The organism is Candidatus Regiella insecticola LSR1, from assembly GCF_000143625.1.
Lineage (GTDB): Bacteria > Pseudomonadota > Gammaproteobacteria > Enterobacterales > Enterobacteriaceae > Regiella > Regiella insecticola.
Genome location: NZ_CM000957.1, coordinates 1 through 24680, shown reverse-complemented (window position 1 = coordinate 24680; position 24680 = coordinate 1). Strand labels below are relative to the sequence as shown.

Below are 24680 nucleotides of genomic sequence, written 5' to 3'. Positions count from 1 at the left end.
AATGGAGAATACAATTGAAACTGAAAAAATTAGCGTTAGTGCTGGCCATTGCAGGAAGCTTTAATGCCGTTAGCTATGCTGGCGTTCCGGTATCTGTGGTTGCCGACCCTCAAGCATGGACAGCACACCTTGAAGATATGGCGAAATACATTGAACAAATCGAGCAGCAGGTTAAACAGTATGAATCTATGACCAGCGCACGTGGGTTAGCTAACGTAATCAATTCCCAATACGACACTGACGCGCTTAGTGGAATCAATACAGACAGCATTCTACGCAATAGAGGTATCAATTCAGCCAGTGATTTTAAGCTTCCTGAAGATGTAGCTGACCTTTACGACACTGCCGCTAAAAATGCCGCCACCTATGCTGGCCAATCTTCCCGTTCACTTGACCAAGCACAATCGCGCTTTGCGGAATTATCAGGTCTGGTACGCCGGGTAAATACGGCCAGTGATCCCAAAGAAGTGATGGACTTAAACGCACGTATTGGGGCCGAACAAGCCTTTTTACAAAATGAAGTTGGTAAGTTGCAAATTCTCCAGCAGACAGCGCAGGCAAATGATGCGTTGTACCAACAGAAGGTTAAACAGATGGCCGTTCAATCATCTGGCTCACTGCGTAATGTGAACTGGTAGAGGTAACTATGTTTTTTTCGTGCGCACAAAAAATAAGCGCGGTGTGTCTGGTAAGCCTTGCGCTTACCGGATGCTTCGACAAAGAAGAAACGCATTCCGTTGAATGGTTCTCAAATCACAAAGCCGAACGGGCCGAAACCGTTAAGCGTTGTAGTGATAACCCCGGCGAGCTTGGCAATACGCCAAACTGTAAAAATGCCATGGCTGCGGAACAAAAAGCCTCTAGTGGCTCATTGCGCCACATTAATAATTGGTAAGGGAAGGGGGCGGTTATGGGTACGGGAACAAACTTATTTGTCCGTATTTTTGCCAACGTTGATTCGGCGTTATCAACCTACATTACCGATACGGTCGGTAATGTAATCGGTTATGCCTCGCCACTGTTCACCAGCATGATGATTGTCTGGATCGCCATGTGGGGCATTCTGATGATGTTCGCCAAAGTTGATGAGCCGTTACGTGATGGCGTCTTTCGCATTATTCGTATTGGTGGGATTGTCGCGCTGGGCTTAACGGTCGGTACTTATATGGATGTGGTCGTTAATGTCCTACAAAAAGGCCCGGAACACATTTCTGCGGTTGTTTCCGGTACAACAGGAACAACAGCCGACACACTGGATGCGCTCTTTACCAAAATATTCAATGTGGCCAAAGCTGCATGGGATAAGGGTGGGGTCATGAACGGAAACTTTGGTTTGTACCTGATAGCGCTGATTGTGCTGGTTGTCGGGTGTGGATTGACGTTGTTTGTGGCGTTCTTGGTCTTGTTGTCAAAGTTCATGATAACCATCCTGCTAGGGATTGGGCCGTTGTTTATCATTGCTCTGCTTTTTAACACCACGCAGCGTTTCTTTGAAGCTTGGTTAGCGATGGTATGCAACTTTGGCATTCTGCTGATTCTTTCGGCATCGGTAGGTTCGCTGATGATCTCGCTAGGTGATACCTACATTTCAAAGATGGCACCAACAGAAAGCGCAGCGGCCAACATGGCTAACCTAGGGGATGCAGCGATGTTATGCCTTGTATTTGCGCTTTGCATTTTAGTGGTAAGGCAAGTTCCTTCCATCGCTTCAGCATTAGGCGGCGGTGTGGCCATGGCCACGCAAGGCGCGTTTGGCTCTGCCATGAATGCGTTACGGCCAACAGCAATGAAACGCGGTATGCAGAACGTTAACCGAGAAGTTAAGACGACTCAACGCGCCCTGACTTCCCCCGTTCGCGGGGGTCAAGCGGCTTATGCCTCCTATCAAAAACGCTTTGGTGGTAACTCAGTCGCACAAGGATAGCAGTGAAGCCTTTTTATTGTATATAAAAAAAACGCACAAATCGAATGATGAAGGGGAAATTCCCCTTATCATTTTTTTGCATTATGATAATCAAAATACACTATATTGATTATCATAACGCAACTTGATAAGGAACGATTGAATGAAGAAATCTCTAGCAGTAATCGCACTCACTTTCACACTTGGGGCTTGCAGTCTCACGCCACCGCCACCTGCTGAAGCTGTAGACGATGGGCGCGGCATGGTTCCGATTAACCCGGCAATTGTTACGCAAGAACAGATTAATGCCGTCAGCTCAAAGTACAAGGAAGTGAATAAGAAACAGGTACAGCAACTGAAGGAGTTTGCGCATGGCCAATAAAAAAGCAGCCCCTGCCAAAGAAAAAAAAGTAACCGACAAGGATTACTTTGATGAGGCTAAAAGCTGGGACGAATCTGAGATTGTCAGAGAAAAGAAATCAGCCCGTAGAGCTTGGTCGGCATTTTGGGCTATGACCGGCGTTGTAATTGTTCAGGCGATTGCAATTTCTACAATGATGCCTCTGAAAACAATCGAAAATTCAATTGTGCGTATTAATGACACTACCGGCGAAACTGAGGTAATCAGCAACTTAAAAAACATGGATGAGGCTACCGAACAAGTAATGAGCCGTTACTGGTTGGCTAAATATATTAACCACCGCGAAGGCTACCACTGGAATACCCGCGAAGATGATCGCCTTCAGGTTGGCATGTTGTCAGACGGTGCCATTCAGCAACAATACGCTGACTATACCAATCCCAAAGTTAACCCTTATGCGCCCATTAAAATTTATGGTGAAACCACTGAGGTTGATATTAAGGTCAATCCTGCCATTACCTACCTGAACGGTAAAGGTGGAGTGAAACCAGAGAAGGGCGAGAAAGATCAGTTCGGTGAAACGGTATATACCGCCTTAGTACGCTACACGGCCACGGTAAAAAAAGAGGGTGAAACGCCAGCAACAACTCATTGGGCTGCGACTATTTCTTTCGTTTACCGTAAAGAGCCAATCAAGGTGGATGATCGCCTGATAAACCCGGTTGGTTTTCAGGTTATTAGCTACCGCAAAGATCAGGAAGGAGGTTAATTATGCGTTCGCTTAATAAAACCACCTTATCGGTTCTTCTCGTGCTCGGTATTTTTTCTTCTACGGCGTTCGCACTTGAAGTTCCAAGAGGTGGCGCTTATGACAAACGAGTTAAGTTTATCTCATACAACCATGAGCAGGTCGTTAAATTGGTTGGCCACTATGGTTATTCAACCGATATTCAGTTTGCCCCAGGCGAAAGCATTAGCAGCATAGCGATGGGCGACCCGGACGCTTGGGACGTTGCGCCAGTAGAAAACCATATATTCATTAGACCTCTTCGGAAACTAGCATTCATGAGGAATTTTGGTAAAACACTCCTGAACAAGGAGCCGCCATGAAATATGAAGTAATAAAAGTACTGGAAGAGGAAAAATTTCGTCGCTTAACGGGTGTTAAACGCAGTACATTTGAAAAGATGATAAAGATATTGAATGAAGCAGATAAGAGTAAGCAAGGGAAAGGAGGTCGGAAACCCAAGCGGGGTTTAGAAGAGCGCTTATTAATGGCACTGGAGTATATACGAGAATATCGCACTTATTTTCATGTCAGCCAAAGCTATGGCGTGAGTGAGAGCACATGCTATGAAACGATTAAATGGATAGAGAATACGCTAATAAAGCATCCTGATTTTGCCCTACCTGGACGCAAAGCTGTATTAAAAAGGGATAGGGAGTATGAGCTGGTTCTTATTGATGCCACAGAAACGCCGATTGAACGTCCCCAAAAAAACAAAAGCCGTTTTACTCAGGAAAAAAGAAACGACACACCTTAAAAACACAAGTGCTCGTTGATAAAAAAAGTAAAGCAGTCATCTGTACAAGCTTTACGAATGGGAGGCGCCATGATTTTAGGTTGTTTAAGGAGTCTGGTGTGCGAATACATCCTGACATCAAAACAGTTACCGATACAGGTTACCAAGGGCTTGGCAAGATTCATTCAAACTCGGCGTTGCCTAAGAAAAAGACAAAGAAAAATCCCTTAACAAAAGAAGATAAACGCAACAATCGTGCGTTATCAAGCCAGCGTGTATTAAACGAACATGTCATTGGTATGATTAAAAGATTTAAAATTGTATCAGACCGTTATCGAAACAGGCGAAAACGTTTTGGATTAAGATTTAATCTGATTGCTGCAATTTATAACATGGAAATTAGATAAATGATAGTTTCCGAAGAGGTCTATTAAACCAAAGGGCGATCAGGCCACTACAAACATGACGGTTTTAACTGACCGGCGCGTATACACGTTTGACTTATCGGCAACTGACAAGAAAACCGGCGATATGTATTTTCAGGTGAACTTCCGTTATCCGCAGGACGAAGCGGCGCGGCGTGTAGCTGAAGAAGATGCTCGCAGACTGAAAGAGCGGATGAACGAAAAAGCGCCTAACGCTTGGACAAACTGGAACTATTGGATATTCGGTTCTCGTGAAGTTTCTCCTTGGCGTGCTTATGATGATGGCCGTTTTACCTACTTCAAGTTTTCCGGCAATACCTCGATTCCCGCTATCTACATTAAACATGCTGATGGCTCTGAAACACTTCTGAACCCAACGATGGATTCCGATCACCCGGATACCATGATTGTTGAAAAAGTGGCTCCTAGGTTTGTTTTACGCAACGGCAAATATATTGCCAACGTCTACAACGAATCTTTCAACCCTCATGGATTAATCAATACCAACGGCACAACGTCACCCGGCGTTAAGCGTGTAATTAAGGGAGGGGCGCAGTAATGGCTAAAGACCGCGACGACTTAGATACAGATATCGAACAGGAAGACGCTGATCGTGGTATGCCTTCGATTTCCAAAAATCGGAAAACGGGTAAGGCTTCTGGTATCGGGCAAAAAATCGTAGTAGGCATTATTGGGATCCTCGTTATTCTGGCGTTAATAGCGGTAAATGGTGGCTTTAAAAGTAGTGAAGAAGATAAACCGCCTAAGCTTGCTGGTAACACCGGAGTAGCCAACCGGCTTGGCCTACCGCCAACGTTACCGCCACCGCCAGCACCGCCGAAAACTGAAACGCCAAAAGAATACAGGATGTTGAATACAGGGAAAATCGCACCGCCGCCGTCTTCAGCTTCGGGAACTGGTGGCAATGGGAAGCACGAGCAGACACCAGATGAACGCAAGCGGGCTAGCTCTATTCTGGCATTTGGCAATATTTCTAAACCCCAGCAACCCGGACAGAAAGCAGGTAATGGCCAACCCGTTCAATTGGCCGGAGAGGTACAGGAGGGAAATAGCTCACTCTCTGAAACTGACCGCGCTGATAGCCTATCTAACCGGCTTAAAGGTACGGAGGTTAACGGTAGCAGTGCAAGCCTGTTAGTAGACAGAAGTTATTTTATTACGCAAGGCACGTTCCTTAATTGTGCATTGGAAACAGCAATTAGTAGTGATGTACCCGGAATGACCGCCTGCCGTTTAACTGATGATGTCTACAGTATAGACAAGAAAGTTTTGCTGCTGGAAAAGGGTTCAAAAATTGTTGGCCAGTATCAAGGCGGCATAAAGAGAGGACAGGCGCGGATTTTCGTTCTCTGGACTCGTATAGAAACGCCTAAAGGGGTGTTGGTCAAACTGGATTCGCCGGGTACTGATGCCCTTGGCCGATCTGGTCTTGATGGCTTCGTTGATACGCACTTTTGGGAACGGTTCGGTAGCGCCATTCTGTTAACTACGGTTAACGGCGTTGTTACTTACGCGGCCAATAGCGCCAACAATGGTAGCAATGGCAACCAATATAACTTTGGCGATACTGCACAAACAGCGCGAGATTCCGCGAGTATTGCGCTGGAAAACTCGATCAACATACCGCCAACGTTAACCAAAAATCAGGGTGACAATATTTCTATCTTTGTAGCTCGCGATCTCGACTTCAGGGGGGTGTATGACCTTAAAGCAGCCTACTAATGCTAAAGGTTCATCACTTTTGGAGTACCTTCGGGTACTCCAGCCCTTTTTAAACGAAGATGGGGTTACTGAAGTGGTGGTCAATAAACCCGGAGAGGTCATTACTGAAGGCCGGAAAGGGTGGCAGTTTCATAACGTACCAAAGTTAGATTTTGCGGCCTGCGCTGACATATCAAAGCTTACGGCCACCTACTCTGGCCAGTCATTTGACGAACGTAAACCGATTGTTTCCGCAACATTACCCTATGGAGAACGTATCCAGATTGTGCGGCCACCGGCGACACTGAGCGACCGTTACAGCCTGACTATCCGTAAACCTTCTGACGTGATCAGAACGTTGGATGATTACGAGCGTGACGGTGCATTCGATCACATCGTAACGGACGTTGTGGGCCTGCGTGACTTTGAGCGAGAACTTATCGAGCTAAAAAACGCCAGACGTTTTAAAGAGTTCCTCACGCTGGCGATTAAGCATCGCCAGAATATGATCGTTTCCGGCGCTACAGGTTCAGGTAAAACAACGTTCATGCGTTCATTGCTTCAGCTTGTACCCGATGATGAAAGACTGATCACCATCGAGAACGTAGACGAGCTGAAGCTATACCTAACACATAAAAACGTTGTGCCTCTGTTTTATAGCGCCGGTGGCCAAGGTATTGCTGATGTTACCCAGCAACATCTTTTAGAAAGTTCTCTTCGCATGAAACCAGATCGCGTATTTGTTGCCGAGTTGATACGTGGTGATGAGGCGTTCTATTACCTGCGTAACGTCAATAGTGGCCATCCCGGTTCTATAACGTCCATGCATGGTACTAACCCGCGAATGGCCATAGAACAGCTTGTTTTGTTCATTAAGGAAAGCCAAAGCGGCGGAACAATGTCACGTGAGGATATTAAACAGCTTCTGTTTAGTTGCATCGACATTATTGTTCAATTCCAAAACCATCAAGGCCGTCGATATATTTCGGAGATCTATTATGAGCCAGAGTTCAAACAAAATATTTTGGTGGCTTAAAATCCTGCTGCTGATTAGCTTACCGCTTATTTTTTTAGTGGTTGCGACTTGGATTGGCGGAGCTATATTCATGGCGGGTAATGGGTATGAGGCCAAAGATGCCACGCCCTTTACTCTATACCAATACTGGTACTATTACGGCGATATACCTAAAACTAATCTATGTCTGATGGGGTCTTTGGTTGGAGGTTTAATTATTACTGCGTTGCCTTGCTTCCTGCCACTTCTACCGAAGAAAACCCCGTTGCATGGTAACGCTCGCTGGGCTAACAGTCGTGAGATCCGCGAGGCTGGTTTATTCAGTGATGATGGTATTATCGTCGGCGTAAAAAAAGGCTTTATGGGCCTTTTCATGCAGTACCTTGTATTTTCCGGTTCTCAACACGTTTTGATGGCCGCGCCAACTCGCTCAGGCAAAGGGGTTAGTATCGTAGTCCCTAACCTTCTTTCATGGCGTGATAGCGTTGTAGTTCTGGACATAAAACAGGAGAACTGGGATATAACTTCCGGCTTTCGCTCTCGTCATGGCCAAGACTGTTTTTTGTTAAATCTTGCGCCAAGGGATTACCGTTCGCACCGCTGGAACCCACTCTTTTATATTTCTGACGATCCCAATTTTCGCATTAACGATATTCAGAAAATTGGTCAGATGTTGTTTCCCAAGATTGAGAATGAAGCGCCAATTTGGCAATCATCGGCCCGTTCTCTTTGGTTAGGTATGGTGCTTTACCTCATCGAGACGGAAGAGCTGCCGATAACAATGGGTGAAGCCCTTCGCCAGTTAACCATGGGTGATGAACGTCTGGCGGAAATTGTGGAAGCCAGACAAGAATCTGAAACCCCTTTATCAGATGAATGTTACTTGGCCCTAAAAGAATATTTAGACACGCCAGATAAAACACGTGGTTCTGTCCGTAAAGGTTTTACTTCGGCGTTAGAACTTTTCTATAACCCGGTGATCGATGCCGTAACCAGCGGTAATGACTTTGATTTGCGTGAACTGCGTAAGCGCCGCATGTCTATCTATGTTGGCATTACACCAGACGATTTAGAACGTTTGGCCCCTCTAATTAACTTATTCTTCCAGCAAGTCATAGACCTGAACACGCGGGAACTGCCGGAGCAAAACCCCGACCTTAAATATCAGGTATTGATGTTAATGGATGAGTTCACGGCCATGGGGAAAGTTAACATCCTGTCAAAAGGTATTAGCTATGTTGCGGGTTACGGTTTGCGGATGCTGCCAATAATCCAAAGCCCCGCGCAGTTACGAGAAACCTATAGCCATGATGCAGCGGAAACATTTATTGATAACCATGCGTTACAAATAGTTTTTGCGCCAAAAAATCTTAAAATCGCCAAAGAAGTTTCAGAGTCTCTTGGTACTAAAACAGTGAAAGCCAGATCCCGCAGCCGTTCTACTATTGGGAGAGCCAGCGGTTCAGAAAATACCAGCGAAACTGGCCGCGCACTGTTAATGCCTCAAGAACTTAAACAGATGGGGAAAAGCAAAGAAATTATTCTGTTAGAGGATTGCCCTCCGATCCAATGCTCTAAAATTACTTGGTATAAAGATCCCACTTTTGAAGCCAGAGGTAATGGGCGTGATGGCGTTAAATTCCCTTCCCCTGAAGTAACAATTATTGACCCGGCCAACAGGCCAAAAGGTGAAGTTTCCTTTATGAGCAACCGGGTAGAACAGGCTGAAGAGACAAAAACCGAAGTTGTGGAACGCGCTGTTACCGTTGCTGACATTGAAAATATCGACAAGTTGAATCTTGATGATTTTAGTTGTGATTTTTCAAAGGTTGAGATCCCTAAAGGGGATATTACCGATGATGCGATGGACAACATAGTTAATCAATTTTTCTCTGGCTTAGAAGCTGCTTAAAGGAGTAATTCACTATGAATGAACCAAACTTAGCAACTAAGAACACCGTCCTTATCGTCAGTTTTGAGGAAAGGAATGAAGCTAAAAAAGCGGCTGGTAAGTTAGAGAACGGCGAAAACGCTTTAGGCTTCGATGAGGAAGCGAAACACTGGTTTGCTAAACCGGGTGCAGATTTGAGCAAGTTAAGCAAGTGGCTACCAGATCAGCATAAAGGTAATCCAGTGCAGGATAATAATCCGGCGGCTGAATTTGGCGCTACGTTAGCTGAAGCAGGCTTTGAACTGGATGGCTTGCCGGTGATGGATGGTAAAAAGCACCGAGTAAGAACGGCTGTCGATAAAAAAGGCGAAAAGACCGGGGTTTATGCTGGCTACTTAGACGGCGTTCCGGCTGGATGGTATCAGAATCACCGAATCCATGACCAGCCCGTTAAATGGGTATCAACTGGCCAGCAAGTGGACGCCGAAGCTCAAGCCCATTTACGTGCTATTGCGGCCCAAAACCGCATTGATAGAGAGAATGCCTTACAACGATGCGCACAACGCCCGGAGATCTGGCCAAGTATATAACGCGATGCCGGTTGCTGACGGTAGCCAAGAATATTTGGTTAATAAGGGTGTAAAAGCATTCCCCGGCGTTAAAGCTGATAAGAAAAACCGGGTGGTTATTCCACTGGTCAACGAAGAAGGCGAAGTTCGTACCCTGCAACGTATCAGCGCCAATGGTTTCAAATCGCTGAAGAAGAACGGCCAGAAAACCGGTAATTTTTTTGTGGTTGGCGGTGAATTGAAAAACGGTGAGCCGGTTCTCTATGCTGAAGGTTACTCAACGGCGGCGAGTATTAGCGAAGCCACCAATCGCCCGGTAGTAATGACCGTTGACGCGGGAAACCTGCCTAAAGTTGCTGACAAGCTTAAAGATAAATACCCGGATAGCTTGCATGTTGTGCTTGGTGACGACGACCGCAAAAATGCCGTTAACAAAGGGATGGCCAAAGCTGAAGAAGCGGCCACTATCGCAAATGGTGTTTTCACCGTACCGGCGTTTACCGCTGAAGAAAAAGAGCGCGGTTTGACTGACTTTAACGACCTTCACCAATCACGCGGGCTTGATGCCGTTCGCGATCAGGTTGAAGGAATCATTACTGAACATACTCATAAGGCTGAAACAATGGCTGATAAAGAACATGAGGCAATAAATACCGGCCCGGTGATTACTGAAGATTTTGAAAGAGAAATGGACGCCGCCCTTAATGTGAATCGTTCCTCTATAAATTTAGAGCCGAATGAATCTGAAGAGGATGAGTATGCAGAGTATATGGATCAGTATTACGCTGAACAAAACACCGCGCCAACTCCTGTGGCCACTGCCGAACAGAACGCCGATGCAGAAAACAGCATCGAGCCGCACACGCACATAGAACAGGAAAAGGCCCAAACGGCTGATGATGATGTAAGAACATGGTTATCATCATCACGTGTTTCTACCGCGGATATGTTAGCTGAAGACGATGAACGCGAGGGCCGTAAACGCGAAGAGTTCAAGCAAGTAGAACCTGACGCTGAAGAGCCAGTTTTTAAACGCCAGCCGCAAGATCAGGACTATTTTGAAGACAGCTCTTATAAGCCCGTAGTGCCCGATAGAGTGGCCAAGTCTTATATTGAGGTCGAGGGTAAATATTATTTCCAAAATCGCCCGGACTCACTGGCCTTTGTGGACAAAGGCGCAAAGCTTCAAACCAAACTGAGCAATAGCCAAGTAGCTGGTTCCATGATTGATATTGCTGAAGCACGTGGCTGGACTGAGATCCAAGTAAAAGGTACTGAAGATTTTAGGCGTGAAGCATGGTTACAGGCTACGGCCAGAGGACTAACAGCCCATGGCTACAAGCCAAAAGAAGAGGATTTAGCACGTCTGAAAAAAGTAGCCGGTGAGCGCAACATTAACGAAGTTGAAGCGCGTGAAATTGCTGATAACGTGAAAACGTCACCTTCTGCCCCTTCCGGTACAATGTCAAAAACTCAATCCGAAGCCCCTACGTCCAAAACCGGCACCAATGAGTCAAACAGTACGACACAAGGCAAAAATGAGGGTGCTAAAGCTGAAACTGAAGAAAAGGTTAATAAGCTGGCCGGTAAGTTGGTTGAGCATGGCGCGGCCCCTTATGAACATAAGAAAGACAACAAAGATAATTACTATGTAACGCTGGAAAACGCAGATGGTAAGCAAAGCACAACATGGAGTGTTGATTTACAACGTGCCATGGCCGAGAGTGAAGCTCAACCGGGGGATCATGTTGAGTTAGAAAACCTTGGCCGCAAAGCTGTTACCGTTGAAAAAGATGTTAAAGACGAAACGGGCAAAGTAGTCAAAAAGGAAACTATCAATACGTTCCGTAATAGCTGGCAGGTCAAAGCTGATGCCATTCGCGATCAGGAACGCCCAGCGCGGGAAATCGTTAAAGAACATCCCGATTTAGTAAACGAAATTACAGCGGTTAAACTGGCTGAGAAAGTATCTCAATCAATGAACGCTGACGACAAAGAACGCTTTATGAGCCGCGTCCGGGACAAACTGGCGGATAAAGTGGCCAGTGGCGAAAAAGGGCCAAAACTGAAAATCAAAGAGGTTCAAACGGTTGATAACCCACGGGTTAAAGACACCGAACTGGAACGCTGATTTATCGTTATCTACCATGGCCCGGATGCTTTTAGCTCCGGGCTTTTTTATAGGGTAATAGCCATGAACAATAAAATACTGGATCTGAATATACCGGGCCGTGAAATTGAAATGAGCCGCCAAAAAGCTGAAGAGTTAGGCGCATTTGAAGAAAACGCATTATCTGAAGCTGATGCACGAGAGGCGATTGATATTGAAGACGAGCAGGAGGGTTAAGCGATGGCCAGAGGCGACGATAAAGAGAAGAAACCATTCTATGAAGAAATTGCTGATCGTCTGATAAAACAGCTTGAGGAAGGAACAGCGCCATGGCAAAAACCATGGGAACCGGGTTCAAGCAGAATGCCGCACAACCCGGTTAGCGGTACTCGTTACAAGGGAGCCAACGCCTTATGGCTGGCTATGCAACAGCGTACAGATCCCCGCTGGATGACGTATAAGCAAGCCCAAAGCGTGAATGCGCAGGTTCAAAAAGGCGAAAAAGGTACGCTGGTTCAATACTGGAAGTTTTCCGATACAATACCAAATCTCGACGATAAAGGGAAACCGGTACTGGATGATAACGGTAAGAAAAAAATGATTACCGTGAAGCTTGAACGCCCAAAAGTTTTTTCAGCAGTGGTATTTAACGCGGAACAGATTCAGGGCTTACCGCCATTAGAAGTTACGGCAACAAAACCCGATTGGGAACGCCATGAACGGGCCGAAAATATCTTGCTGGCCATGAGCGTACCTATCAAGAATGATCAAGCTGATGGCGCATTCTACCGCCCTTCTACAGATTCGATACACCTCCCGGAACGTAGCCAATTCCCCAGCGCAGATAATTACTATGCCACTGCATTGCATGAAGCTGGCCATTCAACCGGACACAAAAGCCGTCTGGATAGAGATTTAACCGGGCGCTTTGGTTCTGAGTCCTACGCAAAAAAAGAACTGAGGGCTGAAATCGCCTCTTTGATGATTGGTGACGAATTACAAATAGGCCATGATCCCGGACAACACGACGCTTACGTTAAAAGAAATACTGAGGGCAGCAAAAGACGCTGAAGCTATTAGTTCCAACCTTTTGAGCCATGAGAAAGAAAAGGCGCAGGAAGCCCCTCAAAACGCACCAGAAAGCGATACAGCCCCAAAAGAGGGGAATGATAGCGCATTGCCTTAAAACTCGCTGATAAGCTTGCAGAGCGTTTTAACAACGCAGAAGATCGGGCTAAATTCATGGAAAAAATACAGTCCAGACTTACCCATGAAAAACCAGATACGGAAATAAAAATAAAGGAAACCAATATGGTTGTAGTAAACAAAAAAGGTCTAAAACAAGATACGGATTTAGAGCGTTAAAAAACAGGCGGGAAAAGCACGCCTGTCTCCCCTCCCCTGTGCGGTTTCGTGCGCACGAAATTTATCGTTCTTCCTGATCATTATCTCTGCCAGTTGAGTTTTGCTTTTTACCGGGCTGCTGGCTTGCTAATTTCTGACTGACAGCTTTAGCCATTTCATGCCGTTCAGTAGCCATAGGTGGCATGGTATTAACAAAGTTCACAATATCAGCGGCCAACTTTTTATCACTTGGTTCTGAACTTTGGTTAAGTTCCTGCGCAGCAGATAACCACCCTTTTCTAACTTCCCTTTGCCTCGCCTGTATTTTCTCTTCCCACAGTTTCACTTTTTCAGGCTTTCCGTCCCTCTTATCTTTAAACTCTTCAGCGATCTCTTTTATTTTAGCTTTATCGACTTCAGGGGTTAATCCCCGTTTGCGGATATGAATAATCGCCTGATGAATTCCTTTCTTAACTACGCCACGTGTAGCACGGGATGTTGCTTCAGCTTCAACCCCTCTAGCGCGAAGCTCTTTAGCAAATCCTTCACGCCATATTTGAGGATCGCCTTTTTTGACATGTAAGCGCCTGCCATCGAAACCCAAGGTTTTTATACTGATATGAACATGCGGGTGATCAACGTCTTCATGAAATGCAAAAACATACTGGTAGTTCTCGCCAAATTGTTTTTTTGCAAATGCTCTAGCCGATTCTTTCACGGCCTTCGCTTCTGTTCCTTTCGGCATGGATAGCACTACGTTAGTTGTATCACGTGTGTTAGCACGTGTCTTACCTTGATCCTGAGTCCATTCTTTATGAACGGCTTTAACGTCGTCCTTTCCCCTCAAGATTTCACCGCGTTCATTTTCAAGTTCCAGCTTTCCATTACGGCTGATGTAATCTAAATGGGCTTTAACGTGAGCTGGGCCTTTTGCATTGCCACTCACCTTAACCATAACTTCAGAAGCACGATTAGCTATGTGACTAGCCTTGCCTTTCAGGTCTGTAGTTTTGTTGGATTTAGTCTTTACTTTCCCCTCAAGGAGTTTTAACAAGCTATCAACGGTCATGGTTAACCTCCCCAACGATTCATGTTTCTATCAATAAGGTTAGATACCTTGTCTCGATGGCCATCTATCTGTTCAAGCAGCCGGTCTATTAATTCTTTGTTCAGCTTATCGCTATCACGAAACTCTACGTTCAACGTTCTGGCTATCTGGTTCAAGTTTCTACCTATAGCGGCCAACTCACGATTGGAACCCCGCAAAGCATTAACTTCGGCGTCAGTTAATACCGGCTCTTTGCTCAAGGTCGCCAACACTAAATTAGTAAGCCATGTGGTTCTGCTGGGAAACCCTTCAGCCTTGGCGCGTTTTGTCATGCTGTGAATATCTTTCGGTGACAAACGTATCGTTACTTTATCTGAACGTGGCTCTTCCAACCCTTTAGCTTCATTAGGCACTATTCCCGCCGTTACCTTTTCGAGCAACAGTCCCAACATATCGGATTCACTAACACCACGCTCATGACAAAAGGTTTGCCACTTCTCTTTTAATTCCGGCGTAACTCTCTTAACGATCCTCGGCATTAGCGGGCCTTTAACAATATGGAGGGATGGGGGTATTATAGCAAAGCCGGTGCCATGCGCCAGCATTTTGCGAATCCTGCCTTTTTTAGATATAACCCCCATATCCTTTTCGTACGCACGAAGATTTTGCACGAATGGCCATTTCATGCCATCGGCTACGCCTCGGCCCAAAATCAAAACCAGCTCAACAGGAGCAGGGGCAAATTTGCGGGTATTTTTTTCGATTGTGCAAACTAAAAGTGATACAATTTAGATTGTGCAATTCAATAACAAATGAGAGATATACGCCAATCAAACCTACACAACAGACTTACGAAGAATTGCAGGTTACCTATGACCATTTCAATGAAGCACTTTTTGATGGTTCACTTCCCCCCTGCCTGATCACTCTTCAGCGGAAAAAGAAAACATATGGCTATTTCTCTGCCGAAAGGTTTGTTCACGCCAATGGAACCCGGACGGATGAGATAGCAATGAATCCGGCCTATTTTGCCGTATACCCGCCAGAAGAAATTATGCAAACTCTAGTCCATGAAATGGCCCATCTTTGGCAATACCATTTTGGTAAGCCCGGACGCCGTGGATACCACAATAAAGAGTGGGCTGACAAAATGGAGTCTATCGGTTTAATGCCATCCTCAACGGGGAAACCCGGCGGGGCCAGAACAGGTGATAGCATGGCCGACTATGCAATCGAAGGTGGCCAGTTCATGGATGGATAGATTTCCAGCAAGGGATCGTCTTCTTGAAGCCATTGCATCTGGCAATGCTGACCAGTTCGCCGGTGACTTAGAAGCCATGGGGATTGAAGTTGGTGAAGATGGCGAATTGACGATAAAGAATGAAAACAAATCAAACAGGATTAAATACACCTGCTCTATGTGCGAAACCAATATTTGGGGAAAACCTGATCTGAATGTGATGTGTGGAGACTGTCACGTAGCCTTTGAAGTCGCAAACTGACGCGCTTCGCTTGTCGGCTATTGATGGAACCGTAACAGACTCGCTACGCTTGCTAGTTACGGCCCCATCAACAGCGAGTTTTAACGCCATAGATAAATCAATTGTATTTTTTGAACAGAAAATCAGCCAGCAACATAGCTAAGGGGGTAAGTGTCATTGTTAATATGATGGCAAGAGAATTTTCGTAGACGGTATTGTTGTACCACGTAAACGCGAACCACACGACAGCCGGAATCATAAAAACCAACCCAATCATTGCAATTTTTATATTTTGATTCGCCTTTTTATCCATGCAATCTCGTCTGTTTTTCCTTAATCGCTGCTGTTCCGCAAGGGATAGGTGACGAATTGACCTATCGAAGGATTCCAATTCCTCAACCCGCTAAATAAGTTGGCTGGTATAGCCAATGCCAATACTGCAAACGTCACGAAAATAGCTACTACAGCCAAAAATGATTGGCTGTTTTTCAGGTAGGGATACGCCAGAAAAAGAATCAGGACTAAAGCGGCGATAACGCCGCTGATTAGCACTATGCGATTTTTCATAATTGCCCGCCTCAACCTTCAACAATGGCAACAACGCTAACGTCCTTTAAATCAACCTCGTCTTCACTGCCATCATCATCGTATTTAATCCAACCGAACCCATAAGAAGCTCGGCGGTTCGTGAGTAATCGCGCTGGGCGTTCATCATATTGAATCTGGACAATCGCCTTTTTAATCTTGTCGCTTACCTCATCTGCGGCAATGATTTTGCTGGCTTCATCTTCCAAATCAGAAAATGGGCCGCCGCTGATTGGTTCGCCATCAATAACTAAAGGTTGCTGCTCTTCGCCCTTCTCCAGTTCGTCGCTATCGGCACTCCCTCCGATCCATGCGTTGGCATCGCTCGGCAGCTCCTGACCTTCTTCATTTTCACCTGACGTATTCACGGCTTTAGATTCCGGCTCTTTGAGTGAATCACAAAAAGCCCGCACATCAGCAGTGGTTAGCTCGTCTTGTGCTTCGGAACAAAAAGCCTCTACTTCTTCAGCGTGTTTTTTATAGGCGCGATGTAACAGGGCCATTGCTTGCATAGAGACAACACGGCCACTGTCGTACATATCGCGAATACAATCAGCCATATCAAAGAAAATAATATGATCTGATACAAACGATGCTGGCTTACCCAACCGGGCCGCAATGGCGCTTTTTTTATCGCCTTTCTCAATCCGGCGCTGGATAAACGTAGCGGTTTCAATTGGTGAAAGAGCTACGCGCTGAATGTTATCGACTGCATTATCAAATTCGTCGGCGTCCTCATCAATGAATGCCAGAACATCAGGTAACTCGGCAAGTTCAGCAGCAGCACAACGGCGCTCACCGGCATTAAGAATATATTCCCCCGGTATATCTGGATGAGGCTTCAGGCTTACCGGGTTTTTGTTACCACGTGGTTTTCCGGTTGCCGGATTTACAGACTTCATTGAATCGGCCAGCTCACGGAGTTCATGCGGGTCAATAGTCTTTCTGGCGTTATCTGCATCCTTATGAATTTTTTTCAGAGGAACACGGATAAGGTTTCCTGCGAAACCTTCAGGTACGTCTGTTGAAGCCGCTGATTGAGTAAGGGCCGGGGCGCCTCCCATCAAAGCTGAAAAGTTATCCAGCCCGCTTAAATCCAATCCCTTTTTGGCGCTCATTTGGCAACCCCCATTTTTTCAAAAATGAGCTTAAAAGCTTCCTGAAATTCTTTCCCTGCCTCACGCGCAGATGTTTTCTTTAACTGCCATACCGGAATACCTTCGGAAAGGGCTTCTGGAATTGATGAACGAATGCCGATCCGCGCTCGAATTAACAGATGAGCGTAGTTCTCTACCAGATTCATTAATGTTTTCTTCTGGTCTTCTGAACGGGAATTAAAGCGATTAGGTAACATGCCTAAAAAGTTCAGATCAGGATTCCATTTCAACTTAACACCAAAAATGGTTTGCAGCATTTTTGTAATGCCATCAATGGAATATTCTTCCAGCTCTATTGGCGACAACACATGATTTGCAACGATAAGCGCCGATGACATACGCAAACCAAGGGTAGGTGGGGTATCAATGACACAATGATCAAACTGAGACGCCAGCGCGGTAAGGTGGTCTTTAAAGGTTGACATAACCGTTAACGGGGCGCGTTCAATATCAGCCATCTTTGCATCAGCATTGATTAACGTAATGCCTTCATTTGGCGTAATAGTTAACTGTTGTTCTTCAAAAAGTTGGCTTGCCTGAAGTGCCGCCACACCTCCAGCCTTTTCTAAAGTCTTACTAGCGTTACCCTGCGGATCAAGTTCAACAAAAAGCACTCTGTCGCCTCGTTCCTGAAGAGCCATAGCAAGATGTACGGCGATTGTAGATTTACCTACCCCGCCCTTCTGATTCGTCACTGTTATGATATTCATTCATTTCACCCTTAGCGTTTGCCTGTTTACGCGCCTCATCTTCCATAGCCCTTAACATAGGAACCATTGATGATGGTATACATAGCTCGATACGTTCCCAGCCTGCCGGTGGTTTGCCATGTAACTTGTGCGCTTCTCTAACTTTCTTCGTCATTGCCGCTATTGCTGTACGGCTTAATCCCGTTTCAATAACCATGTCATTTTGCTTTCTGCCATCAACCAAAATTGCTTTCACAATTTCTACATTTGCTGGCTTTAGTGCGCGTGACAGGTTAGAAATGGCATGTTCAAATTCGGCCTGCGTTAGTCGTTTTTTCATTCAATGGATTAACCTCCGAAACTCAACGGCCTAACTGTGGCCTCCCCTTAAATATAAATCATCATCTGTTGATGTCAATAGATAATGATTCATTATGCGGTTTCGTGCGCACGAAATTTATTGTTATCTCGCCGCCATTTCCAAGGCTCTACAATGCTTGATTGCGGATCAGACCATAGGCCAAGGCGCTTATGCCTAGCCTCCTGTTCAAGGTCTAGCATGGCTGGATTCTCACCTGCTCATGGTATCTGTAGGCCCACGCCATACCGTTACTAACCTGAGTTTCATTTACGTTGGTGTTATCTTCCTTAAAAACTGTACGTATCATTGCCAGCCTGTTCCACAGGCGCAGCGTTGCCTTTTCCCTTACCTCTGAAATCAGTCGGGTCAGTGTGGTGGCTCCGGGGAGAATAATCCTGTGCGACATCAGCCACCCTGTCGCCAGGTCGAAAAGCAGAGCGGGACGTTCGTTGCTTATCCAGCTCCGGGTATATAAAAGACGGGTAAGACGAAAAGTCCAGGGCCAGGCAAATTCACGATAATCATAATGCTGACGTATCAGCGCTGCATGCTCACGACGGGTATTTTCTCTCTGGCCGTATTCTGCCAGCACGGTGATATCATGAATCCCGAGCTGTCTGGCGATAAAATACCGGACTCTGGAAGGAGTATGATTCATATCGGTGAGAAAGGAGCCCAGAAAACGCCCGCACCCGATTTGTAGGGCAATTCCCAGACGATTGTTATCGCCTCTGCTTTTTCCGATAAATTCTTTGTATGCCTCATCAAGATGAAAATAGCGTGCCAGCAGAAGCTCATCCGGCTCACCGATGAAGCGGCCATAGCTTTCAGTCTGCTCAGTGGTCAGAAAAGGATCTTTTTAAACCGCCCAATTTTTTCTTTCGGTGTGGGCTGGGCTGTTAAGTATTCTGACGGTTTTGTGATGAGAGCCTGACATCAGGATAGGGTAGAGTTCAGTTTGACAATGTTAGAGCGATCGGGTTGATAAAATGAATGACTAAACCAGAAATCATAAAAACGTCAATATAATAAGAAATGACAATCAATATTTGATTTGATATCATTAATTTAAATAACAATATTTTTCGTCAAGTTAACCCGCGCGGTTTTTTTTTATTAAGTTTGATAATAAAAAAGGAAAAGTGTAGTACATGCATCTCATCATCAACTGGGAAGATTTTTTACAACATCACTGGCAGAAACACCCTGTATTATTAAAAAAAGCGATTTCTGATTTTATGAACCCGATTTCGCCTGAAGAGCTGGAAAAACTGGTGATAAAAAAAGCGCTCGAATGCCAACTCATTCAAAGAAGTCACGGAAAATGTCAATTAGTGCATCAAGCTTTTAATGGGTATGCCTCATTAGGTCAACGGAACTGGTCACTAAAAGTCGAAACGATAAACCATTGGCACAGAGCTGCTGAAGAATTTCTGTCTCTGTTTCGTGTTTTCCCCGATTGGTACACAGAAGAGCTGACGGTGGTTTTTTCAGTACCCGGCGGTGGAATTGGCCCTCAGACTAAACCGTCTGACATTTTGGTTATTCAAGGGATGGGCCGTAGTCGGTGGCGTGTATGGCATCAATTGTTATTGCTTGAGCACTATAACAAGAACGACTTTGCTGAGCCCATCATTAATGAAGAGTTGATTTCCGGAGATGTGTTGTATATCCCAAAGGAATTTCCCCATGAAGCCATTTCGTCAGAAGTGGCCATGAGTTACTGCCTTCAGTTTTGGACAGACAACAGCCTTCGCATGATAAGGAACTGGACTGAGTCGCTTTCAGATGAAAACCATCGAGGCATTGAGTATTCCCCCTCACCCGATTTACTTCTGCGAGAAGATCCCACCGAAATTCTGCCACAAGACCTCACGGCCCTCCAGGACATGATGAGTCAATTCTTACTCCAGAAAAGAGCCCATCTGGACACCTGGTTTGTTCAAAAGATGTCTCAAACCGCCTATGAGTTACCGAAGGCACCGGAGGCAGAGGTGTACGCCCCTTCACAGGTTCAGACCTTATTACAACAGAGAAATTCATTGCACCGGTTAATGGGGCTTCGTATGTTACACATCGGCAACCGCTATTTTGTCAACGGCAAATCCCTGTTATCAGATCATGCCGACGCCTGGAATATGCTGGCACGTCACAGAACGATTGATGGCTTTATGCTCATAAAATTCATAAACGACACTGATTTTATTTCAGCGTTAACCTTGCTGATTAATCAAGGGTATTGGTATTTCTCATCCATAAAAAAAGACTGATGCCATTGATGAGTTATTTTCATCAAAAATCACATAAATATAAGTCTCATTTACTCTTACTCTCATTTTGGTATGGTGAAGAAAATTCCCTAGGGATTTTTGTATCAGTGTAGAAATCTAATCATTCTGATTGTTTTTTTGAGAGAGTGATTTTAATTCTTTATCTGTCAACCCGGTAGATATTTTTACCACTGAGTACTGTACACCGTTGGAAAGAAGTTGTTTTGCGAGTTGTCGGGTCGCTTCTTGTTTACCTTGTTGATAACCTTCCTGTTTACCTTGTTGATAACCTTCTTGTTTACCTTTTTGTATTCCTTTAGCTTCGAGTTGTTCTGCGAATGTCATAATTTCCTCCTCTGTCTGTGGGATATACTTTTTCCAAAGAGACAGCAATTTTTCTAACTCTTCAGGATCGGCCTTATTTCCACAAGAATACAAATTGTATTTGACCAAATCTATGATGTATTTAAAACCAATTTCTTCTCTAATTCTAGTGAGTTTATCTTCTCTGAGTAATTTCTCTACCCAAAAAACCGCCGGTTTTTTGCTGCGCTGATGCTTGAAAAAATATTCCATTCCTAAAGCACAGCCGTGCTTGTAAATCTCTTCGTTTGATTGCACCGTCAAATCAATTAACTCAAAGGTGCCCAAGGCCCACTTCTTTGCGAGCTCAGGATTTTCAAAACACGCCCAAATCTCATTTGAATGCGGATAAGGCGAGCTATTCCCATGATACAGCACGAGGGGTAACACCATCGGCAATTTGGGATGTCCTTGACGAAGATGAGAGGCCATGATGTTGATGACATACTCCAAAATCCGAAAAGCCATCATTTCATCAGGAGTCGATTGATGTTCTGCTGATAAATAAAGGTAGCCAAGCTGGTGATACATTTGACAACTATAAACAATGTCACTGTGTAATTTGTTTGGCCAATTGATAAACTCATTAGACACCATAGATAATGTTGACAAATCAATGAATGGCAGCATCTTTTCAGGAAGATGTGCTTGACACCAATCCATCATGATTTTTTTTTCTTGTAATGAGCGCTTAAAAAAGGAATCGTGGGGATGTGATACTTCAGTCATGATTGATATTTCTCTTTTTGTGATAAAACGCCTTCATCTGCACCCACAGAGTAAACGGCATCATGACCCCTGTACATCATAAGAATCAAGCCTGATTTAAAATAAAGGCAAGAAAATATCTTTTCTGTAGTCAATCAATGAGCTGAATACTCGATGCCAGTAGATTTTGTGGAATAAAATGATTCAGTCCACTATCTTGAATATATTTTCTGAATCCTTTTTGGTGATGAACCCCCATTTTTTCATAAATACCCTGTAATTTATTCTCAGCTGTTCTATGAGAGAGATTTAAATATTCCCCCACTTCTTTGCTACTTAAAGCATGATAAGCATAAAAAATTATCTGGAGTTCATTTTGAGTGAAAATCGTATTGGGGATTGAAGTGGTTAATGTTTTGGGTGATTTGCCCTGGAGATAGTCCAAGGGTGAAAAAAAGAGGCATTGTCTGGCTTCTGCGAGGGTGCCCATAAGCTGACCTGTTTCATCAAAGAAGGGATGAATGTCAACAATATAGGGTTGAATTTGATTGTCTTTTCCAAAATGCCCCGTTATCAGTAAAGAGACAGGGGTTTCTTTTTGTATGACGACCTCCTCTTTCTGATAGATCCCCTCAAAAAATCCCGCCTTTTCCGGTTTTATTTCAGATGACTCTTTCCCTTCAATAGGAAACCCTGTGGGTAAATTCAAGAAGTCACGCATCGCGAGATTCATATAAAGATAACGAGAAGCTTTATCGCGTATGTGGCAGGGATGAGGATGATTGTTCAGTAAATAAATTATCTGCGGAGAAATGTCTTTTGGGTTGAAATGCATATAACCCCTCCTCTTTTTTTAAAAAGAGCTTTCATTAGAGTGAGCAGTATTAAGAATATCTCGAGATCAATACAGACGGGAAAATCCCTAGTGGTCAGTTGTTTTTTAGGGTATGAAATAGTCATAAAAGTCCATAAAACAGATAACACTGAACTTTTATGACCTCGAATGAGTGAAGAGATTATTAATTTTTTACAGCACATCCAGACAATGCAAAGAACACCAAACGCACCTGAAATAGAGTCATCATCATGTTGAGAGAGTGAACCTGACATCGTTTTTTAATGTTATCTAACATGACTTCTACTGCCTTGTAGCTGACATCCCGCATCGCGGCAATCTCTTTTTTAGTTATTCCCAAAGAAAAAAGCATCGCCGTTTCAAGTTGCTCTTTCGTGGTGAGCTCTGGAAAGACCTTTCGGAATTTTTTGATTTGCTTTAGGTTGAAAGTTTTCATAGAAATCCCTCCCTCACAGGCTTACGTCCAGCCCAAAGAAGGCGGCCTTCCTTGAACATCACTTTTAAAGGGGCTTCGTTCTTTTCGTGTCAATAAGACTTTGCAGGAAGGAGTATGGGTGTTTCTGGGGATAATCCAGTAGATATCGATAAATTTAGAATGGGGGGTTTTTATAGCCATAGTTTTAGCCTCTTGGATAAATTCTATCGAATCTCACCATTCTGCTATCAAACAGGGTGGCAAGACGTAACAGGATTGATAGACCGGTATCCAAGAACCCGGTGAGCGCTAAGCTCCCCCGCTACGCCCTGCCATGGTATGAACGTAACTTTTTAGGCTTAAAAACAGACATAAAAAAACCGCAAATAGCGGCGGATGTCCGCTTGGATACTCAGGCTATCAAACCCGATTGCCATTATTAATAGGCAACTTATTCAATATAATCGCTGAAGGTTTTTATTTCAATGGGTTTATGGAAGGTGACAGAAGGAAGGGCATATCAATCATTGATAATTCATTTAATTTTTAATGGCAAACCCCTTCAATTTTGATTTTTTGATTGAATGCCCGTAGGGCATTGTAAGGCGGTACTCGGTAGTGACAGGGGACACAGTAGGTCATCCGCCGAGACGTGAGCGTAAGCGAACTCCTGAACGGTTATATCCCACGGACCCGCGCTTTTGTTCGCTGCCAGACGGGTTTTTATCTTTTCAACTAAAAATAGAACATAGGTCAATTTATCCACAATTTTTTCCACGTTTTATTTCTTTTTTCTTTTTAAAAAGTTGACTGTGATTTTGCATCTATTCCTCAGGATGCATCCATCATCAAAATCGACTTGCATCTAAATGTGGACAAAGTGTTTTTAAACGAACTTAGGCTCATTTTGAATGACCCGAAGTCATTTTTGAGTTCTATTTTCTGACTTGATGAGAGGAAATGGGAACAAATAGGGGTATTGAAACGTGAGGAGGCCTACGCACAGGCGCAGAAAATTTTTTTGAGGGACAAAGACAACTCAGTTTAATGCACAGGAATATCTGGCGGGGGTGTACTGGCTATCTTTCGAAGATAATGATATTCGATGTTGACCTGATTTCTCAGCCCTTTAGGTCCCATCTCATTGAGTTCCACCAGGGAATAGCGCTGAATGATTTTTTGAAGAAGGGTCTGTTTTGCCTTCTGTTCGTCTAGCTTGGCCATACGTCGGGCGAGCTTGCGTTTTTTATTCATGGCATAACGGGATTGTCGATATTCAAACGCCCGCTTAATGTGCTGCTCTTTGGCTCGACGACGCGCTTCTCCTAAGGTAATGGACTCTTCTCCTTTTTCCATCAGACCTTTGTTAATCCAGCCCATTTGCTGATGTTGGGCTTTCTCTAATTTTTCTGATGACACATCAAATAACAAGAAGAATAACGGGGACAGCGTAATGAGTTTGGGAATATAGCTTTCCATTATCCTATCCCAAACCTTTTCACAGTGCACAAAACCCATGGGTTCGAGAAAATCGGTGAGTAAACGGGAAGCTCGGGTAATCGATTTATTGCCCGCGTCTGAAACCGTCGACAAACCACATTCATCCGACAGCTGTTCCACCGACGCCATCACTAAACCGGACGCAATATTAAAATGGTAGAGCATGGCTAACGCCATCGCCCTCAAGGCACGCGCTCGATGTTCATTAAGACGACGGGAGCGGGTAGGGATAGTTCCCTGCAAGATATATAGCAATTCACTCCGAGCCACATCTTTCTCAGATGCACACTGCATGGCATAACGGATGAAGGCCGGACGGGGCTTCTCACTGGCAGGCGGGGTAAAAACGGGAGTGGCATTGAAAACGTAACTTTTTCTAGTCAC

At 44.7% G+C, this 24680-nt stretch carries 29 protein-coding genes and 2 pseudogenes; 19 read left to right on the top strand and 12 right to left on the bottom strand.

The annotated features are described in order from the left end of the window. Positions 1-14: 14 nt before the first annotated feature. The 16 genes from REG_RS00155 (at position 15) to REG_RS13900 (ending at position 12884) form a co-directional block, all read left to right on the top strand. Positions 15-638 (top strand): type IV secretion system protein, encoded by a 624-nt coding sequence (locus REG_RS00155; protein ID WP_006703998.1) that lies wholly within the window; start codon positions 15-17, stop codon positions 636-638. Between the two features lie 8 nt (positions 639-646). Next, a complete protein-coding gene (locus REG_RS00150) occupies positions 647-895 on the top strand; it encodes an EexN family lipoprotein (RefSeq protein ID WP_039906800.1) in 249 nt (82 codons plus the stop codon). A 15-nt stretch (positions 896-910) separates the two neighbouring features. After that, positions 911-1924 (top strand): type IV secretion system protein, encoded by a 1014-nt coding sequence (locus REG_RS00145; RefSeq protein ID WP_006703997.1) that lies wholly within the window; start codon positions 911-913, stop codon positions 1922-1924. Between the two features lie 142 nt (positions 1925-2066). Beyond that, complete coding sequence (locus tag REG_RS00140; RefSeq protein WP_039906797.1) at positions 2067-2285, top strand: hypothetical protein; 219 nt, start codon at positions 2067-2069, stop codon at positions 2283-2285. Beyond that, the gene (locus tag REG_RS00135) at positions 2275-3033 is read left to right on the top strand and encodes a virB8 family protein (protein WP_039906796.1); all 759 of its coding nucleotides are present in this window, start codon (positions 2275-2277) and stop codon (positions 3031-3033) included. The genes REG_RS00140 and REG_RS00135 overlap by 11 nt, the downstream gene beginning before the upstream one ends. A 2-nt stretch (positions 3034-3035) precedes the next feature. Then, a complete protein-coding gene (locus REG_RS00130) occupies positions 3036-3374 on the top strand; it encodes a TrbG/VirB9 family P-type conjugative transfer protein (RefSeq protein ID WP_039906793.1) in 339 nt (112 codons plus the stop codon). Continuing rightward, positions 3371-4194 (top strand): IS5-like element ISRein1 family transposase gene (locus tag REG_RS11635; RefSeq protein ID WP_260200023.1). Its coding sequence is split into 2 segments (ribosomal slippage): positions 3371-3758 and positions 3758-4194, totalling 825 coding nucleotides; the frame shifts between segments, so codons are not numbered across the junction. Before REG_RS00130 ends, REG_RS11635 begins: the two co-directional genes overlap by 4 nt. Before the next feature lie 55 nt (positions 4195-4249). Then, positions 4250-4771, top strand: coding sequence for a TrbG/VirB9 family P-type conjugative transfer protein (locus REG_RS00115; RefSeq protein ID WP_006703993.1), 522 nt, complete (start codon positions 4250-4252; stop codon positions 4769-4771). Further along, positions 4771-5955, top strand: coding sequence for a type IV secretion system protein VirB10 (gene virB10 / locus REG_RS00110; RefSeq protein ID WP_039906788.1), 1185 nt, complete (start codon positions 4771-4773; stop codon positions 5953-5955). Before REG_RS00115 ends, virB10 begins: the two co-directional genes overlap by 1 nt. Next, entirely contained in the window at positions 5933-6970 is a 1038-nt protein-coding gene (gene virB11 / locus REG_RS00105; RefSeq protein WP_006703991.1) for a P-type DNA transfer ATPase VirB11, read from the top strand. The genes virB10 and virB11 overlap by 23 nt, the downstream gene beginning before the upstream one ends. Beyond that, positions 6933-8861, top strand: a complete 1929-nt coding sequence (locus REG_RS00100; RefSeq protein WP_039906786.1) for a type IV secretory system conjugative DNA transfer family protein — start codon at positions 6933-6935, stop codon at positions 8859-8861. Before virB11 ends, REG_RS00100 begins: the two co-directional genes overlap by 38 nt. Positions 8862-8875: 14 nt before the next feature. Next, positions 8876-9430 carry a DUF5710 domain-containing protein gene (locus tag REG_RS00095; protein ID WP_039906784.1) on the top strand — a complete coding sequence of 185 codons (555 nt, stop codon included), beginning with the start codon at positions 8876-8878 and terminating at the stop codon, positions 9428-9430. 4 nt (positions 9431-9434) lie between these two features. Then, positions 9435-11540 carry an LPD7 domain-containing protein gene (locus REG_RS00090; RefSeq protein ID WP_039906781.1) on the top strand — a complete coding sequence of 702 codons (2106 nt, stop codon included), beginning with the start codon at positions 9435-9437 and terminating at the stop codon, positions 11538-11540. 63 nt (positions 11541-11603) lie between these two features. Beyond that, positions 11604-11756, top strand: a complete 153-nt coding sequence (locus tag REG_RS00085) for a hypothetical protein (RefSeq protein ID WP_006706362.1) — start codon at positions 11604-11606, stop codon at positions 11754-11756. A 3-nt stretch (positions 11757-11759) separates the two neighbouring features. Next, complete coding sequence (locus REG_RS00080; RefSeq protein ID WP_006703989.1) at positions 11760-12590, top strand: ArdC family protein; 831 nt, start codon at positions 11760-11762, stop codon at positions 12588-12590. Between the two features lie 171 nt (positions 12591-12761). Then, positions 12762-12884 carry a hypothetical protein gene (locus tag REG_RS13900; protein ID WP_006706477.1) on the top strand — a complete coding sequence of 41 codons (123 nt, stop codon included), beginning with the start codon at positions 12762-12764 and terminating at the stop codon, positions 12882-12884. 61 nt (positions 12885-12945) lie between these two features. Here REG_RS13900 and REG_RS00075 read toward each other — a convergent pair whose 3' ends face one another. Next, the gene (locus REG_RS00075; RefSeq protein WP_006706478.1) at positions 12946-13932 is read right to left on the bottom strand and encodes a relaxase/mobilization nuclease domain-containing protein; all 987 of its coding nucleotides are present in this window, start codon (positions 13930-13932) and stop codon (positions 12946-12948) included. Positions 13933-13934: 2 nt separating this feature from the next. Further along, a complete protein-coding gene (locus REG_RS12410; RefSeq protein WP_260200025.1) occupies positions 13935-14552 on the bottom strand; it encodes a MobC family plasmid mobilization relaxosome protein in 618 nt (205 codons plus the stop codon). Positions 14553-14740: 188 nt separating this feature from the next. Between REG_RS12410 and REG_RS13895 the strand changes: the two are divergent. Next, positions 14741-15413: pseudogene (locus REG_RS13895) on the top strand (SprT-like domain-containing protein). A 97-nt stretch (positions 15414-15510) separates the two neighbouring features. Here the strand turns inward: REG_RS13895 and REG_RS00060 are convergent. The 6 genes and pseudogenes from REG_RS00060 to REG_RS00035 form a co-directional block, all read right to left on the bottom strand. After that, entirely contained in the window at positions 15511-15705 is a 195-nt protein-coding gene (locus tag REG_RS00060; protein ID WP_039906776.1) for a hypothetical protein, read from the bottom strand. Positions 15706-15795: 90 nt separating this feature from the next. Then, on the bottom strand, positions 15796-15981 hold the full coding sequence (locus tag REG_RS00055; protein WP_141553570.1) for a hypothetical protein: 186 nt from the start codon (positions 15979-15981) through the stop codon (positions 15796-15798). Beyond that, positions 15971-17095, bottom strand: coding sequence for a ParB/RepB/Spo0J family partition protein (locus tag REG_RS00050; RefSeq protein ID WP_006703985.1), 1125 nt, complete (start codon positions 17093-17095; stop codon positions 15971-15973). The genes REG_RS00055 and REG_RS00050 overlap by 11 nt, the downstream gene beginning before the upstream one ends. Beyond that, the gene (locus REG_RS00045; RefSeq protein WP_039906773.1) at positions 17092-17844 is read right to left on the bottom strand and encodes a ParA family protein; all 753 of its coding nucleotides are present in this window, start codon (positions 17842-17844) and stop codon (positions 17092-17094) included. The genes REG_RS00050 and REG_RS00045 overlap by 4 nt, the downstream gene beginning before the upstream one ends. After that, the gene (locus REG_RS00040) at positions 17801-18163 is read right to left on the bottom strand and encodes a TrfB-related DNA-binding protein (protein WP_000746879.1); all 363 of its coding nucleotides are present in this window, start codon (positions 18161-18163) and stop codon (positions 17801-17803) included. Before REG_RS00040 ends, REG_RS00045 begins: the two co-directional genes overlap by 44 nt. 322 nt (positions 18164-18485) lie before the next feature. Then, positions 18486-19031, bottom strand: a pseudogene (locus tag REG_RS00035) (DUF4158 domain-containing protein); the annotation flags it as partial. 304 nt (positions 19032-19335) lie between these two features. Between REG_RS00035 and REG_RS00030 the strand changes: the two are divergent. Then, entirely contained in the window at positions 19336-20454 is a 1119-nt protein-coding gene (locus REG_RS00030; RefSeq protein ID WP_006703983.1) for a JmjC domain-containing protein, read from the top strand. Between the two features lie 117 nt (positions 20455-20571). Here REG_RS00030 and REG_RS00025 read toward each other — a convergent pair whose 3' ends face one another. From REG_RS00025 to REG_RS00015, 3 genes are all read right to left on the bottom strand, one after another. Next, positions 20572-21546: an Rpn family recombination-promoting nuclease/putative transposase gene (locus tag REG_RS00025; protein ID WP_006703982.1), complete on the bottom strand. Its 975-nt coding sequence runs from the start codon at positions 21544-21546 to the stop codon at positions 20572-20574. Between the two features lie 130 nt (positions 21547-21676). After that, positions 21677-22360: a helix-turn-helix transcriptional regulator gene (locus REG_RS00020; RefSeq protein WP_006703981.1), complete on the bottom strand. Its 684-nt coding sequence runs from the start codon at positions 22358-22360 to the stop codon at positions 21677-21679. A gap of 184 nt (positions 22361-22544) precedes the next feature. Beyond that, complete coding sequence (locus REG_RS00015; RefSeq protein WP_006703980.1) at positions 22545-22817, bottom strand: helix-turn-helix transcriptional regulator; 273 nt, start codon at positions 22815-22817, stop codon at positions 22545-22547. Between the two features lie 281 nt (positions 22818-23098). On the opposite strand from REG_RS00015, the gene REG_RS12890 reads away from it, so the two are divergent. After that, positions 23099-23239: a hypothetical protein gene (locus REG_RS12890; RefSeq protein WP_176603358.1), complete on the top strand. Its 141-nt coding sequence runs from the start codon at positions 23099-23101 to the stop codon at positions 23237-23239. A gap of 601 nt (positions 23240-23840) precedes the next feature. On the opposite strand, the gene repA is transcribed toward REG_RS12890, so the two are convergent. Next, entirely contained in the window at positions 23841-24680 is an 840-nt protein-coding gene (gene repA, locus REG_RS00005; protein ID WP_006703979.1) for a plasmid replication initiator RepA, read from the bottom strand.